We start from the raw sequence: 15890 nt of genomic DNA, 5'->3' as shown, positions 1-15890 counted from the left end.
ACATCATTTAAGTATATTATCATGTTAGATGGGAGCTATCTTTTGATCAGTTGTTTATTTATAAATTATTTTATAAAATTGATACCTAAATCATGCCCTGTAGAATATTAATATAGTAGATTACTAAATAAAAAGGAGGGAACTACTTGAGCAAGACTGTAGAAGATACAGTTTCTAAAGTGGGCGAGAATAATGAAGAGAGAGTTAACTCCAAGTGAAATATTATTTAATGTTGATTTAAACGAGGGCGATGGAAAGATAAAACTCAAGGATATTCCCGAAATTTCTTATGCTTATAAAAAGATAAGAAGAGCCATTAGTATAGAAAAAGAAGGTTATAACTTATATTTAATAGATACTTTTTCAAAAGATAAGCTAAAAGACATTTCTAATTTTATTGAAGATTTATATAAGGATGCCGAAGCACCTAGTGATATATGTTATGTTACTATGAGTGAATCAAGAAGACCAGAGGCTATTTTTTTAACTAATGGAAAGGGAAAGGAACTAAAGGATGCAGTAAATAATATTAAAACCTCTTATTATGATGTAGCAATGGAGTTTTATAACAGTTCATCAGATTCTGAAAAGGATAGCATCATAGATGAAATTCATAGCAAGAGAACCAGCTATATAGGTGAACTGATGGATATGGCAAAAGTTGAAGGATTTGATGTTAAAGCAACAACTGGTGGATTTGCTTTTATTCCTTTAAAAGAAGGAGAAGCAATGACTGAAAAGGAATATGATGATCTTTCAGAGGATAATAAAGATTCTATTGTGGTTAAGGCCTCTAGTTTAAAAAAGAAAGCAGAAGTAGTTTTGGAGAAACTTAAAGATATAGAACTTACTTCGATTAAAAGATTAAAAAACATTTACTCAGAATTCTTAGAGAATGAGATGGAAGAGGAGAAGGAGGATTGCTTATTAGATTTCATAGCAGAAGACGATGCATATGAATATTTGGAAAAACTATTCACATTGATTGAGAAAGAATTAGTTAATTGTTACAGCATGAATATAGAGGATGATGAATCTGAAATTAATGAAATTTTTGATAAATACGATATTACAGTCTTAGTTGATAATACTAAGTATGATAAGCCTAGAGTTATATTTGAAGAAGATCCAAGTGTAACAAACTTAATAGGAAATATTGAATATGAAAATCATAATGGATCATATTCAACTGAATTATCATTTATAACGCCAGGATCATTATTATTAGCTAATGAAGGGTGTCTTATTATAAGGCTGAGCCAACTAATAGTAAATAATGCAAGCTACTACTATTTAAAGAAGAGCTTAATGGCTGGAAATATTAATATAGACACATCTAGAAATTATTTAGATATACTTTCTATTAATGGTTTAAAGCCAAAGGCTATTCCAATAAAGCTTAAGGTAATATTATTGGGGGATTATGAGAGCTATGACATTCTTTATGAAGGGGATGAGGATTTTAGAAAATTATTTCCTCTAAGGGCTGAAATGTCGAGCTTTGTTAAAAGAGCACCAATTGATGGAAAGTCATTAAAAGAGCATATAAAAGAACGAGCAAAAAAAAGTCATTTAAAAGATATTAATGATGATGCAATAAAGGAAATAATTAAATATCTATCGAGAGTAGCTAGTAGTAGGAATAAAATCTGTATTGAAGATAGCAGTATAGATAGATTGTTAATATTATCTGACAAGGAAATAGGATTGCAAAATAGGGGAGAAATTGGTCCTGAAGACATAGTAAAAGTTGCTTATGAGGAAGAATTAGTTGAAGATGAGATACTAGAAATGTATAAGGAAAAAATGATTTTATTAACATTAGAGGGGAAGAAGGTTGGTTCTATTAATGGATTAGCTGTTCTAAGCTCAGGGTACTATAGTTTTGGTAAACCTATGAGAGTAACATGTGTAGCCTGCAGAGGAGAAGGTAGAATAGTTGATATACAGAAGGAAAGTAATTTATCTGGAAGTATACATGAAAAATCTATTAATATCCTTAGTGGATTATTAAGCAGTTTAATAACACCATATGAAAAGTTACCTGTGGACTTTCACTTAAGCTTTGAACAGACGTATGGAGCTATAGATGGAGATAGCGCATCTGTTGCAGAGTTATTATGTATATTGTCATCCTTAAGTAAAATTCCAATAAGGCAGAATATTGCAATTACAGGATCTATAAATCAATTTGGTGAAGTACAACCAATAGGTGGGGTAAATGAAAAAATAGAAGGGTTTTACAAGGTTTGTAAGCTTATGGATAAAAGTTTAAACAAAGGAGTTTTAATACCCTCATTAAATAAAAATGACTTAGTATTAAAGCCAGAAGTTGAGGAAGCAATTGTTAAAGGGGAATTCCATATTTATACTATGGATAGCCTAGATGATGCTATAGAAACTATGATGTTAGATGATAGTACAAGTATAGAAGGGTTATTTAAGACTATAAATGAAGAATTAGAAAAATATAAAGTTAAAAGTAATTAATATAAAGATGATGAAATCCGTTGCCTTGGGGTAGCGGATTTTACTATTTTATGTGTATCTCTTTCATATTAGTAATAATATATGAAATTTTGATATTATTTAAGGACATCTGATAAGGGATAAGAGTATTTTAAAATAAAAGGTAATTTTTTACATTTACTCATTGACGTAACATAATGATATATGATAAAATATGGAAAAAGGGCTTAAAGGGAGGTGAATTACTCTAAAGGGCATCTTTAGAGTAACATAAGTATGTATCTAAAGTTTGAAAAAAATGAAGATAAGCTCGTGGCAAATCTTATAGGTGAACTGGATCATCATAGCGCTGAAGAAGTTAGAGTTAAGATTGATGATAGAATAGATAGAGATAATATTAAGAAACTTATTTTAAACTTTGGTGGGGTAACCTTTATGGATAGCTCTGGAATAGGGGTTGTAGTTGGTAGATATAAAAAAATATCATCAAAGGGTGGTGCACTTTGTGTAGCTGATGTGAATAGAGGCGTAAATAGAGTGTTTGAGTTATCAGGTTTATTTAAGATTATAGATAGCTATAAGGATGTGGCAGACGCATTAAAGTGCATTTGATGGAGGGGTTTTTCATGTATGATAACAAGATTAAGATTGAATTTGAAAGTAAGTCCCAAAATGAGGGCTTTGCAAGAGTTGCAATAGCAGCATTCGTGTCTCAATTAGATCCAACGATAGAAGAGATAACTGATGTAAAGACTGCTGTTTCAGAAGCTGTAACAAATTCTATTATTCATGGTTATGAGAATAAAAAGGATGGAATAGTTGAGATAGAAGCAGTTTTATTAGGTAATGAGATAACTATTACAATAGTGGATCATGGAAAGGGAATTAATGATGTTGAGCAGGCTAGGGAGCCTTTATATACATCAAGACCAGATTTGGAGAGATCTGGCATGGGATTTACAGTAATGGAGACATTTATGGATAGTCTTCAGGTTGAAAGTGGAGATGGAAGTGGTACAAGGGTGGTATTAAAGAAGAAATTTGATTCAATAAGTTAGGTGAAAGTGTATGGAGAAAGGGAATTTTAAAAGAGAGGAATATAATTATGATGATAACTCACAATTACTTCCTTTAGCAAAAAGTGGCAATGAAGTTGCCATGAACCGATTAATTGAAATGAACCTTCCTCTTGTATCTTCCTTAAGCAAAAAGTTTTTAAATAGAGGATATGATTATGAGGATATATTCCAGATAGGATGTATAGGATTAGTTAAGGCTATTAAGAATTTTGATGCATCCTATAATGTTAAGTTTTCTACGTATGCTGTTCCGATGATAGTTGGAGAGGTTAAAAGATTTCTTAGAGATGATGGGATGATTAAGGTAAGTAGAAATGTTAAAACTCTAGCGAGAAAGATTCATTTCGACAAAGAGGAACTAACAAAGCAGTTAGACCGTGATCCAACAATTGAAGAGTTATCCGAATATTCGGGTATAGAAAAAGAAGATATAGTTTTTGCAATAGAGTCATCTTCAAGCTTGCAATATTTACATGATACTATTCATCAAGATGACGGAGCACCAGTTTTACTTATTGATAAATTAAGTGAAAAAGGCGTAGAAGACACTGAGATGGTAGATAAGATTGCGCTAAAGGAAGCTTTAAAGACTTTAGATGACAAGGGAAGACAAATAATAATGCTCAGATATTTTAAGGATAAAACTCAGGTTCAAGTTGCAAAGTTGCTTGGAATTAGCCAAGTACAAGTTTCTAGAATTGAGAAGAAAGTACTCTTAATTATGAGAGAGAAATTACAGGATTAATAAAAGGCCTTTAGCTGTGGATATAAGATGGGGTCTTAAGATCGAATGTTTATACATTCGATCTTCTTTTTTGTTAAAAATTCATAGAAATAGAATTAGATTAGATATATTACCAAAAAATCTCTGACTTATAATAATTTTTTTACAAATACTAAGTGTAGCAATTCTTGAAGGAGAGTGAGTATCTATGGTAAAAGAAAAAACCATAATGCAAAGATTTCAGGTCTTAACAAAAGAAGCAGAACCTAAGCCAAAGATAGTCAGAAATTGTATTAGGGCTTTTTTAGTAGGTGGGATTATTTGCGATTTAGGTCAAGTTATAATGAATATACTAAAAAGTTTTGATTTTCCAAAGGATGATGTAGCTGCAATAACTTCAATAATAATGGTATTTCTAGGTGCATTATTAACTGGAGTTGGTATATATGACAGAATTGCAAGTTATGCAGGTGCAGGTACTGTTGTTCCAATTACAGGATTTGCAAATGCAGTTGTAGCACCAGCAATTGAATTTAAAAAAGAGGGCTTTGTTTTTGGAGTTGCAGCAAAGATGTTTACCATCGCTGGTCCAGTGCTTGTATATGGAATAGGCTCATCAGTTATTGTTGGAGTAATATATTTTATAATTAATTCATTATAGTGGAGGTGAATGATATGGCTAGTAGTTGTTCGAAAAGAAGAGGTAGTCAAACTATACAATTATTAAATCCTCCTAAAATAATATCAACCTTCTCCGTAGTAGGACCAAAGGAAGGGGAGGGACCATTAAAGCAATATTTTGATGAAATTTTAGATGATGATACCTGTGGAAAGGGAAGCTATGAAAAAGCTGAAAGTGATATGATGTTCAATGCTATTAAAGAAGCCATAAATAGAGCTGGCATTCAGCAAAGTGATATAAACTATCTTTTTGCAGGAGATTTATTAAATCAAATAATATCATCAAGTTTTGCAGCGAGGCAATTCGAAATTCCCTTCTTTGGATTATATGGAGCTTGTTCAACAATGTCCGAATCTTTAAGTCTAGCATCCTTAATAATGGATGGGGGATTTGCAGATTATGTTGTAGCAGCAACTTCATCACACTTTAGTGCAGCAGAAAGACAGTTTAGATTTCCACTAGAGTACGGATCTCAAAGAAGTCAAACAGCCCAATGGACAGTAACTGGGTCAGGAGCAATGGTGTTAGGAAAGGAAGGAGATTTTCCGGAGATTACATATGTTACTACTGGATTAGTAAAGGATTATGGTGTTATGGATCCAAATAATATGGGAGCAGCAATGGCTCCAGCAGCCGTAGATACTATATATAAACATTTCAAAGATACTGGTAGAACACCAAAAGATTATGATATTATTGCCACTGGAGATTTAGGCAAGGTGGGGAAGAAAATTACAGATAAGCTTTTGTTAGAATATGGATATGATATGAGAGATAATCATATTGATTGTGGAGATATAATATTTAATAATGAATCTCAAGGGACTGATTCTGGAGGAAGCGGTTGTGGATGTTCAGCAGTTGTTGCATCAGGATACTTATATAAAAAGTTAATGAGAAAAGAAATTAAGAGTGTACTCTTAATTTCTACAGGGGCTTTAATGAGTACAACATCTTCTTTGCAAGGGGAAAGTATTCCTGGAATTGCCCATGCAGTTTCTATAGAAATGAAGTAGTAGGAGATGATATTTTGGAATTTGTTAAAGCGTTTATAGTAGGTGGATTAATTTGTGTAGTAGGACAAATTTTAATGGATACTACAAAGCTTACTCCTGGAAGAATATTGGTTATATTTCTTACATCTGGAGTAATACTTGGAGCTTTTGGAATATATGATAAGTTAGTTGAGTTTGGGGGAGCAGGAGCAACAATACCTCTTCCGGGATTTGGTAATAGTTTAGCCAAGGCAGCTATAAAAGAAGTGGAGGAGGTAGGACTGTTGGGCGCTTTTACAGGGGGAATAAAGGGAACAGCAGCAGGTATAACAGCATCAATATTTTTTGGATATATAATGGCAATTATATTTAATCCTAAAACAAAAAATTAATAAAAATAAAACAAAAAACAACAAGTAAAGCTAATACTTGTTGTTTTTTTTCTTTTTTATAGTCCTGAAATTGTCTGTTATAGTCACTTTTAAGGAAAATAATGTTGAGGTAATCAAAAAATAGATTATAATAATAGGTAGATAAAATAAGTAAGATAGAGAATTTTCATATAATAATAGGAATGGAGGAAGGATCTTTGGAGAAGTACTGCAATAATTCTTGGAAGACTATAGTAGAGATTCTTGCAAGCGACATATATAAAGGACTAAGTGAATCCGAGTGCGATCAAAGAAGGAAAGCCTATGGAGATAATAAAATTTACTTACCAAAAGGAAATAGTAAAGTTAGTACATATATAAAGTTATTTTTAAGCTTATATTTATTTGTAAGCATTGCTGTAATATCATTTTTATTTTATAGACAAGAATATATTATGGGAATTATAACTCTAGCAATGATATTAGTAAATGCTTCTATTAAATTAGTACATGTTTATAAAAGACAAAAAGAAGTAGGCTTTTTACAGAATATAAATTATGCAACTATAACAGTTATTAGGGATGGAAAAGAAAAAATAATAAAGGCAGAAGAGTTAGTAAAGGGAGATATAGTTCTATTTAGTAAAGGATCACTTATTGCAGCAGATATAAGAATAATAGAGGCCAAGGATATAAAAGTTGATGAAAAAAATATTACTGGAGAGAGTTTCTTAAAGGATAAGTTTGAAAGTAAGATTGATGGAAATATATCAGCAATTACTGAGATGAAAAATATATTATTTAAGGGTTCAGTTATTAAGGAAGGTGCAGGGGCAGGCATTGTAATAGAAACAGGTAATTCAACTCAGTTAGGAAGACTATTGGCAATGTTAGTTTATGCGAACAATAGTAAGCATACACTAGATTCAAAGTTAGAAAAGCCACTAGGAAGAATTATGATAACACTATCTATTGTAGCAATAGGATTTTTCTTTATATTTAATAACTATAGCCAAGGGTTAGAAAATCTAGAATTATCCTTATTTTCTATTCAAGTTTTTCCTATTGGGGCTGTAGTACTGTTATATGTTAAATTCATGAAGAAGGATCTATTGAAAGAAGGAATAGAATTAATAAATATTTCTACAGTTGATTTAATTAATGACATTGAAATTTTGTTTTTAGATAAGATAGGATCAATTACTAAAGAGAAGATGGTAGTAAGAAAGATATACTCAAATAATGTTCTATATGAAGATAAGAATGTTAACTATAATAAGGACATAAATATTAAAAGGTTAATAGATATATTATTACTATCTAATAATGCTGTTTATAATGTTAAAGATGATAGTGGTAGCGGAGATTTATCAGAGATTGCTTATCTAAGTTTTGCAGCTAAAAAGTTAGCCTATAAATCCGTTCTAGATTCTAAGTTTAAGAGGGTATTTGAAATTCCAATGGATTCGGATAAGAGAATTTTGACTACATTAAATAAATCAAAAAAAGGATGTAGGGCAAATGTAAAAGGAAATGTTGATACTATATTGGAACGATGTACTCACATTATGATAGATGGATTAGAAAAGGAAATTAGCGAGGAAGATATTCAGAGGATAAAGGACATAGATTTTAATTTTTCACTAGAGGGGTTAGCTACTCAAGCTGCGGCATATAGAAGTTTTAGTTACAATCCATCTGTATCTGAGAATATAGAGAGTAATCTAGTGTTTGTAGGAATAGTTGGATTAGAAAATCCACTTAATGAGAATATTAAAGAGCAAATCACTGATATAAAGAGTAGAGGAATATTACCGATTTTATTCACTGAGGATAATAAGATTACAGCTACAACTATAGGAAAAAAAGCTGGATTAATCTCAAACAGTGCAGGTGTTATATCTGGGGTGGAATTAGATTCAATGAATAGAGAGGAATTAATAGACACACTATCTAAAGTAAGAGTATTCTCAAGAGTAAACCCTGAGATTAAGGGAAGAATAGTTGGGCTATTCACTAAAGATAATTACTCAGTTGCAGCTTCGGGAGAAACCTTAGGTGACTTAGCCTCATTAAGCCTATCTAAAGTAGGAATTGGTAAGGGAAAAGCCCCTGAAATAGTTAAGAAGGTATCTGATATTTTTATAAAGGAGAATTATTTAAGAGGATTCATAAGTATATTTGATATATCTAAAAAATTTCAAGAAAGAGCTACCAAATCTATATCTACCTTAATAGCATTAGCTATATCTGAAATAGTCATAATAAATATATTTCCACTAATAAATAGTTCAGGTGAAATTGAAATGATTCCCTTAGCAATAATAAATATTCTATTAGCACCTCCTATTTCTTTAGTCCTTCTTAGAGTTGATGGAGAAGAGTTTAAAAGAAAAAAATATATAGTTAGAACAATTTTATGGTCACTTTTAACTTTAGGAGCTATATATGGTGTTGATGGCAGATATGCTGAAGTTATATTATTAACTTTAGGTGGGATTTTTATTGAATATACATTACTATCTTCTAAGATAAAATTTAAAGGTCTTTCAATAGAAGCACTATTATTTTTAACAACAATATTCATTTGGATTATTTCTGCTGGAATCTTGGTGTCAATAAATTCACTACTATTTAGTACATTCCAGGTGGTAAAATTAATTGGAATATTAGTAAGTTATATAATTATTGAATTAATAATGAAAAGGTGGCAAGGATAAAGGGGTGAGGTGAATCATCCATGAGTATTAAAGATATAGAACAGGTTAAAATGCCAATTATTTATATATCCTTATCCTTGATACTTAGCTCAATATGTTATGGGCTATACAATGATTATTGGTGGTTAGCAGTATCCTCTGCTAGCCTCTTTTTTATAGGTATATTAATTTATACTAATAGTTCTTTTACTTTCTTAATATCTATGTTTTTTATTTTAGGTATATTTATAAATCATAGTTATTATAAAGTGGAATCTACAGAGAATTTTAGTGGTAAGTTAAGGGTTACAGAGGATAAAGGTTACTATAGAATAGGAGAATTCAATGGTAAGAGATTTTATATTGAAGGAGATAGCTTAAATATAGGTTTAGGAGAAAGGGCATTTATATATGGAGAGCTTATAGCAAAAGTTGATAAAGAGAAGGGAATACTAGGAACTATAAACATAATAAATGGAAAAAAGTTAAGTTCTGATATTATTAGTATATTATATGATATAAGAAAAAAAATTTTCATAAAGCTAAAAGAAAATATTGGGATGAGGAAGGCTGGGCTTGTGACCTCATTATCCTTTGGATATTCAGATTACTTAGATACTGAAGATAAAGAGGATATGCAGAGTTTTGGTATAATCCATGCTATAAGTGTATCAGGATTACATGTAGCTCTTATATTTTCAATATTAAATAAATTATTTAATAAAGGTTTATCATTGGGAGTAACCACCCTATATGTGTTACTTACCGGTGCGCCATTTTCATCAATAAGAGCCTTAATAATGATATATTGTATAACCTTAGCTTTTGGGGCACGGAAAAAGTATAATCCTTTGGGGGGGTTAGCTTTAAGTGGAGCAATAATAATATTAATTAAACCTTATGCTATGTTTCAAATTGGGTGTATACTCTCTTTTTTAGCCACATTAGGAATTATTCTATTATCAAATTCAATAAATTATAAGCTTTACAAGTTACCTAAATATATTAGAGAGACTATAGGAATATCTCTAGGTGCACAGGTGTTAACCTTACCTGTTATGATGGTGGCATTTGGCGAATTTTCCCTTACGTTTATTATAGGGAATGTATTGTTAATTCCTATACTGAATATTTTAGTGTTATTAGGAAATTTATTGTTAATAGCTTTCTTAATACCTAACTTATTTGATTTTATTAGTTATATAATGATAAAAATAATATATTTTTTGGATAGAGTTATGGATTATATGTATAAAATATCATCTAGTTCCTTTATAGTAAATGAGAATATGGTGATAATTTATGTAAGTGCTATCATTAGTATTTATTTTATTATGAAAGGACATAAGAAATTTATTATATTGCCCATTATATCGATAATAATTGTTAGTATATATATTTATAGCCCTATAGTTAGAGTTGATTATTTACGGGAAGGCGGAATCTTAATATCTTATAAAGGAGATAGAAAGATTGTAAGTAATAAAAGAAATATTGATATGGAGCGACTTAAGAAGACAACATTAGCAAGTGAAGGATATAGGGAAGGAAAAAATATATCTATAAAAGATGAGATAAAAATAGAGGCATTGGATAAGGATTTTATCCTTCGTTTAAATGATAAAGAATATTTATTAAGGCTTAATAAGAAGGGTAAGATAGAGGATAAATATGATATAATTAATTTTGTTGAAGGAAAGAAAAAAGGCTTTTTTATTAGAAATAATAGAGTTCTTTTATATTGAATACTTTTAGGGATGAAAGGCGGATTAACTTGATTACTTATGATATATTTGAGAAGGATGTAAAGAATAAGTCTATAAAAAATTCATATATCCTTTGTGGATCAGATGAAGAGCTTATAAAGGATGGGATAAAGTTGTTATCCAAGCCATATATAGATGATGGCCTTGGGGATTTAAATTATATAAAGTTAGATGGGTTGAATACAACTATGGATGATATTATGAATGCTTGTGAGACTATGCCTTTTATGGGAGAAAAAAAGGTGGTTCTAGTATATAGAGCTAACTTTTTAAAAGACAAGGCTGATAGTTCTGGAGTAAAGCTTTTTAATGAAGTGAAGGAATATTTAAAAGATGTTCCACCATATACACTTTTAATAATGTATTACTTGTTTGGAGATAAGAGAGAAACTCCAAAGAAAAATAAAAAACTTATGTCATTAGATAAAATAACTACTATTGTTCATTTCGATAAATTAAAGAGAGATAGATTTATTAAAAAGGTAGAAGATATATTTAAGGAAAAGGGACAGAATATAGGTAAGGTTGAACTAAGATATTTCTGTGAGAGAGTACAAAATAATTTTGATATTATAAAAAGAGAAATAGAAAAGCTTATATCGTATACAAATGGTAGAGAAATAAAAAGAGAAGATATAGATAAACTTATTCCTGCTAAAAGTGAGGAGGATATATTTGATTTAATAGATTTAATATCTCAAAGAAAAATAGAGAAAGCTATAGATATAATGAATGAATTATTATTTAGAGCAGATCAACATATGCTTATAATCACATCTATAGAAAATCAATTTAAGAAATTATATGGAATAAAAGTTGGGATGCAACAAGGAAAAAAGGTAGATGATTTTGTGTCAGAATTGAGAGTTCCAGCCTTTGTTTGTGAAAAACTTATGAATCTAAGTTCAAAATTTTCATTAAGACAACTTGAAGGGTTAATGAAGCTATGTATTGAAACAGAAGGTAGGCTTAAATCTACAGGGATAGATAAGACTATGGAACTTGAATTATTATTATTAAATACATTGATGATTAAAAAACAATAAAAGATGTAGCTATAGCTACATCTTATTTTTATATTTACTAAAATATAAAATATGCCCTGAAAAGTAAATAACCGACCTACAGAGGTCGGTTTATACAACTAAGCCATAGCTTTTAACTTTGCAGCTAATCTTGACTTCTTTCTAGCAGCCATATTCTTGTGAACTACTCCTTTTTGAGCAGCCATGTCTAAAGCTCTAGCAGCCTTAACGAATAAAGTGTTAGCTTCTTCAGCGCTGTTTGCTGTTACAGCAGTTTCAAACTTCTTTATAGCAGTCTTTAAAGCTGACTTAACCATTCTGTTTTGAGCAGTTTTAGTTTCAGTAACTTTGATTCTCTTCTTTGCTGATTTAATGTTTGCCATTCCTAATTCACCCCCTCTAAATTTTATAGGGTCTCTGCAGTTTTTGGGGAAATCTGCGTACGAGTCGTATTCAACACACCATATTATAGCATTGAAAGTTAAGAGATTCAAGTATTAAATTTATGTAAAACGGAAAAATAAAAATGAGAGTATTATTGATGTGAGGTGGAAATATGATTAACGTTAGAACAGACTTAGCAATTGAAGCTAGAGATATGTATAAGGAGGAGAATAAGGAGGAAGCACAAGGGGTAGTAGTTGAAGAATTTGAGGATGAAGGGACATTAGTCACAACAGTTAGAATAACAAATGAGGAGGGGGCAAATAAAGTAGGGAAACCTGTTGGAAACTATATAACTTTAGAAATTCCAGAGTTTACAGCCTATGATGGTGGTTTGATGGATGATGTTTCTAAAACTTTAGGAAAGACCTTGAAGAACCTTGTAGGAATGACAGAAGATATGACAGCGCTAGTTGTTGGGTTAGGTAATAGAAAAGTAACGCCTGATGCATTAGGCCCAAAGGTTGCAGAAAAAATAATGGTAACAAGACATTTAAAAGCTGTAATGCCTGATGCTATTGATGATAGTGTTGCACCGGTAGCAGCAATTGCACCTGGAGTCTTAGGGATTACTGGGATTGAAACTGGGGAGATAATAAAATCATTAGTTGATAAAATAAAACCAGATTTAGTAATTTGTATTGATGCATTAGCATCAAGAAAAATAGAGAGAGTTAATAGGACTATTCAAATAAGTGATACAGGAATATCACCAGGTGCTGGTGTTGGAAATAATAGAATGAAAATTAATGAAGAGAGCCTTGGAGTTAAAGTTGTGGCAATAGGAGTTCCAACTGTTGTTGATGCTGCAACCATTGCAAATGATACTATTGATTTAGTATTAGATGATTTAATAAGACAATCAGAAGAGGGAAAAGAATTTTATAATATGCTAAAGAAGGTTGATAAGGCAGAAAAAAGTGCATTAATAAAAGAAGTTCTTAATCCATATGTAGGTGACTTAGTTGTAACTCCAAAGGAGATTGATTTAATGATTGATTCACTAGCTAAAATAATCGCAAATGGTATAAATATAGCAATACAACCTAATATGACAATGGAAGATATAAATAAGTTCTTAAATTAGGATTTGTAATAGGGATTGAAATGGGATAGTAGATCCATAGTGTTTATAGTAGAAGTGAAAATATCTAGGACTATGTATAAATTATAAAAAAATGAGCATCCTTTAAGATAGTCAAATTCTTGGGGGTGTTTTTTTGAAGAAAATGAAAGTATTAAAAATAATATCTGTGATGATCATTTTTTTTACTGTAGGTATAGGAATGATTAAAATAAACATAATAAATACAAGGGCATTATCCCCTTTAGGTAATACAAAGGACAATTATGAAATGGTTAATGAAGAATTTGGAGAGGATTTCTCAAGGTTTATAAGAGATAATTCTCCAGTAAAAATATATGTTGATAAATCAACAGAAACTCTTGTTAGAGTTGGAGATAAAGATTTTAGAATTAAAGATGAATCTGAATTAGTAAGTGGGGTAAAATTTGTATTTTCCAAGGTGGGTAATTTTTTTGTGGGTATAAAAGAAGGTATTGATGACATTACTACGGAAATCAATAATAGGTAGAAAAAGACTTTATAAAGGTTATTTATATATGAAAAGAATTGCCGAGAAATGGCTCAGTTACTTTTTTGTTGACAGTAGGTGAGTACTTTGTGATATAATTTAGCTGATTTCTTAAAATGGGGGTGAAATGACTGTCATTATAAAGACAGTTTTAATATATGAATAGTAATAGAAGAGAGCATATAAGAAATTTTTCAATCGTAGCACATATAGACCATGGTAAGTCAACATTAGCAGATAGATTATTAGAAGCAACTGGGACTTTAACGCAAAGAGAGATGGACTCACAAGTTCTTGATAATATGGAGCTTGAAAAAGAAAGAGGGATAACAATCAAATCTCAGGCAGCTAGACTTGTATACAAGAGAGCTAATGGGGAAGAGTATATCCTAAATCTAATAGATACTCCAGGACACGTAGATTTCACTTATGAAGTTTCAAGAAGCTTAGCAGCTTGTGAGGGTGCATTACTAGTAGTAGATGCTACTCAAGGTATTCAAGCACAAACATTAGCTAACTGTTACTTAGCATTAGACAATGACTTAGAGATTGCACCTGTCATAAATAAAGTGGATTTACCATCTGCTAGAGCAGAAGAGGTAAAAAGAGAAATCGAAGATGTTATAGGAATAGAAGCGGAAAGCGCACCAATGATATCTGCAAAAACTGGATTAAATATAGATCAAGTACTTGAAGAGATAATAGAAAGATTACCATCGCCAGATGGAGATGAAGAAGCACCATTAAAAGCTCTAATATTCGATTCTTATTACGATAGCTATAAGGGAGTAGTATCCTATGTAAGAATTAAAGATGGGGTTGTTAAGCCAGGAACAAAGATAAAGTTAATGGCAACAAATAAAGTATATGAAGTAGTTGAGGTAGGGGTATTTACTCCGAAATTATTACCTATAGACCAATTAAGTGCCGGAGATGTTGGATATATAACTGGTTCAATAAAGAACGTTAGAGATGCTAGAGTTGGTGATACTATAACAGAAGCAGCGAGACCAACTAAAGAGGCCTTCCCAGGATACAAACCAGCTATACCAATGGTATACTCAGGTATTTATCCGGTTGATGGAGCAAAGTATGATGAACTTAAAGAAGCTTTAGAAAAGCTACAAATAAATGATGCAGCATTAAACTTTGAGCCTGAAACATCTATAGCATTAGGCTTCGGATTTAGATGTGGATTCCTTGGATTACTACATATGGAAATTATCCAAGAAAGAATCGAAAGAGAATTTAATTTAGACATTATAACTACAGCACCTTCAGTTATATACAAGGTTGCGAAAACAGATGGAGAGGTCATAGATATTACTAATCCAACTAATCTTCCAGAACCTACAGAAATAGCCTATATGGAAGAACCTGTAGTTAAGGCATCAATTATAACTCCAACAGAATATGTGGGAGCGGTAATGGAGCTTTGCCAAGAAAGAAGAGGAACATATATTGATATGCAATATATGGAGGAAACTAGAGCAGTTATTAATTATGATATGCCATTGAATGAAATAGTTTATGATTTCTTTGATACATTAAAATCAAGAACAAGAGGCTATGCATCATTAGACTATGAATATAAAGGATATACTAGAACTGAACTTGTTAAGCTTGATATATTACTAAATGGAGATGTTGTTGATGCTTTATCAATGATAGTTCCAAGTGAAAGGGCTTATCATAAGGGAAGAGGAATAGCAGAAAAGCTTAAAGAAATAATTCCGAGACAAATGTTCGAAGTACCAATACAAGCAGCAGTAGGATCAAAGGTAATAGCTAGAGAAACAGTTAAAGCTATGAGAAAAGACGTACTTGCTAAGTGTTATGGTGGAGATATTTCAAGAAAGAAGAAACTTCTTGAAAAACAAAAAGAAGGTAAGAAGAGAATGAGACAAGTAGGATCAGTAGAGGTACCACAAGAAGCATTCATGGCAGTTCTTAAGGTAGATTAATAAAAGAACCACTGTATAAAAGCAGTGGTTCTTTTATTATAGAGGAAATTTATCCTATAAAATATTAAGGGAATAGG

At 31.1% G+C, this 15890-nt stretch carries 14 protein-coding genes; 13 read left to right on the top strand and 1 reads right to left on the bottom strand.

Translation table 11 applies throughout. The features are described 5' to 3' along the window. The first annotated feature begins 192 nt into the window (after nucleotides 1–192). The 10 genes from ACSYT2_RS11220 (at nucleotide 193) to holA (ending at nucleotide 11831) form a co-directional block, all read left to right on the top strand. A complete protein-coding gene (locus tag ACSYT2_RS11220; protein WP_438384790.1) occupies nucleotides 193–2490 on the top strand; it encodes an AAA family ATPase in 2298 nt (765 codons plus the stop codon). Nucleotides 2491–2745: 255 nt separating this feature from the next. Beyond that, nucleotides 2746–3081 (top strand): anti-sigma F factor antagonist, encoded by a 336-nt coding sequence (spoIIAA, locus tag ACSYT2_RS11215; RefSeq protein WP_430855301.1) that lies wholly within the window; start codon nucleotides 2746–2748, stop codon nucleotides 3079–3081. Nucleotides 3082–3095: 14 nt separating this feature from the next. Then, the gene (gene spoIIAB, locus ACSYT2_RS11210; protein WP_430855300.1) at nucleotides 3096–3527 is read left to right on the top strand and encodes an anti-sigma F factor; all 432 of its coding nucleotides are present in this window, start codon (nucleotides 3096–3098) and stop codon (nucleotides 3525–3527) included. A gap of 10 nt (nucleotides 3528–3537) precedes the next feature. Further along, nucleotides 3538–4293, top strand: a complete 756-nt coding sequence (sigF, locus tag ACSYT2_RS11205; RefSeq protein WP_430855299.1) for an RNA polymerase sporulation sigma factor SigF — start codon at nucleotides 3538–3540, stop codon at nucleotides 4291–4293. Between the two features lie 187 nt (nucleotides 4294–4480). Continuing rightward, entirely contained in the window at nucleotides 4481–4933 is a 453-nt protein-coding gene (spoVAC, locus tag ACSYT2_RS11200) for a stage V sporulation protein AC (protein WP_430855298.1), read from the top strand. 14 nt (nucleotides 4934–4947) lie between these two features. Beyond that, the gene (spoVAD, locus tag ACSYT2_RS11195) at nucleotides 4948–5970 is read left to right on the top strand and encodes a stage V sporulation protein AD (RefSeq protein ID WP_430855297.1); all 1023 of its coding nucleotides are present in this window, start codon (nucleotides 4948–4950) and stop codon (nucleotides 5968–5970) included. Nucleotides 5971–5984: 14 nt separating this feature from the next. Continuing rightward, on the top strand, nucleotides 5985–6341 hold the full coding sequence (spoVAE, locus tag ACSYT2_RS11190) for a stage V sporulation protein AE (protein ID WP_430855296.1): 357 nt from the start codon (nucleotides 5985–5987) through the stop codon (nucleotides 6339–6341). Between the two features lie 197 nt (nucleotides 6342–6538). Beyond that, the gene (locus tag ACSYT2_RS11185; protein WP_438384789.1) at nucleotides 6539–9040 is read left to right on the top strand and encodes a P-type ATPase actuator domain-containing protein; all 2502 of its coding nucleotides are present in this window, start codon (nucleotides 6539–6541) and stop codon (nucleotides 9038–9040) included. 20 nt (nucleotides 9041–9060) lie between these two features. Next, nucleotides 9061–10764 carry a ComEC/Rec2 family competence protein gene (locus tag ACSYT2_RS11180; RefSeq protein WP_438384788.1) on the top strand — a complete coding sequence of 568 codons (1704 nt, stop codon included), beginning with the start codon at nucleotides 9061–9063 and terminating at the stop codon, nucleotides 10762–10764. A gap of 29 nt (nucleotides 10765–10793) precedes the next feature. Continuing rightward, the gene (holA, locus tag ACSYT2_RS11175; protein ID WP_438384787.1) at nucleotides 10794–11831 is read left to right on the top strand and encodes a DNA polymerase III subunit delta; all 1038 of its coding nucleotides are present in this window, start codon (nucleotides 10794–10796) and stop codon (nucleotides 11829–11831) included. Between the two features lie 98 nt (nucleotides 11832–11929). Here the strand turns inward: holA and rpsT are convergent, their stop codons facing one another. Next, nucleotides 11930–12193, bottom strand: a complete 264-nt coding sequence (gene rpsT, locus ACSYT2_RS11170) for a 30S ribosomal protein S20 (protein ID WP_430855292.1) — start codon at nucleotides 12191–12193, stop codon at nucleotides 11930–11932. A gap of 173 nt (nucleotides 12194–12366) precedes the next feature. On the opposite strand from rpsT, the gene gpr reads away from it, so the two are divergent. From gpr to lepA, 3 genes are all read left to right on the top strand, one after another. Then, the gene (gpr, locus tag ACSYT2_RS11165) at nucleotides 12367–13341 is read left to right on the top strand and encodes a GPR endopeptidase (protein WP_430855291.1); all 975 of its coding nucleotides are present in this window, start codon (nucleotides 12367–12369) and stop codon (nucleotides 13339–13341) included. Nucleotides 13342–13483: 142 nt separating this feature from the next. Continuing rightward, nucleotides 13484–13849, top strand: coding sequence for a sporulation-related protein NgaS (locus tag ACSYT2_RS11160; protein WP_430855764.1), 366 nt, complete (start codon nucleotides 13484–13486; stop codon nucleotides 13847–13849). A gap of 158 nt (nucleotides 13850–14007) precedes the next feature. Next, entirely contained in the window at nucleotides 14008–15813 is a 1806-nt protein-coding gene (lepA, locus tag ACSYT2_RS11155; RefSeq protein ID WP_430855290.1) for a translation elongation factor 4, read from the top strand. Nucleotides 15814–15890: the final 77 nt, after the last annotated feature.

This window comes from Clostridium zhoujianii (assembly GCF_051590805.1).
GTDB lineage: Bacteria > Bacillota > Clostridia > Clostridiales > Clostridiaceae > Clostridium.
Note: the sequence above shows the minus strand (reverse complement) of the source record. Positions and strands in the feature narration are given on the sequence as shown.

Coding starts and splice junctions, on each gene's coding strand:
- spoIIAB (WP_430855300.1), top strand. CDS start 3,096: ATGTATGATAACAAGATTAAGATTGAATTTGAAAGTAAGTCCCAAAAT.
- ACSYT2_RS11180 (WP_438384788.1), top strand. CDS start 9,061: ATGAGTATTAAAGATATAGAACAGGTTAAAATGCCAATTATTTATATA.
- ACSYT2_RS11160 (WP_430855764.1), top strand. CDS start 13,484: ATGAAAGTATTAAAAATAATATCTGTGATGATCATTTTTTTTACTGTA.
- spoIIAA (WP_430855301.1), top strand. CDS start 2,746: ATGTATCTAAAGTTTGAAAAAAATGAAGATAAGCTCGTGGCAAATCTT.
- spoVAC (WP_430855298.1), top strand. CDS start 4,481: ATGGTAAAAGAAAAAACCATAATGCAAAGATTTCAGGTCTTAACAAAA.
- rpsT (WP_430855292.1), bottom strand. CDS start 12,193: ATGGCAAACATTAAATCAGCAAAGAAGAGAATCAAAGTTACTGAAACT.
- gpr (WP_430855291.1), top strand. CDS start 12,367: ATGATTAACGTTAGAACAGACTTAGCAATTGAAGCTAGAGATATGTAT.
- lepA (WP_430855290.1), top strand. CDS start 14,008: ATGAATAGTAATAGAAGAGAGCATATAAGAAATTTTTCAATCGTAGCA.
- sigF (WP_430855299.1), top strand. CDS start 3,538: ATGGAGAAAGGGAATTTTAAAAGAGAGGAATATAATTATGATGATAAC.
- spoVAD (WP_430855297.1), top strand. CDS start 4,948: ATGGCTAGTAGTTGTTCGAAAAGAAGAGGTAGTCAAACTATACAATTA.
- ACSYT2_RS11220 (WP_438384790.1), top strand. CDS start 193: ATGAAGAGAGAGTTAACTCCAAGTGAAATATTATTTAATGTTGATTTA.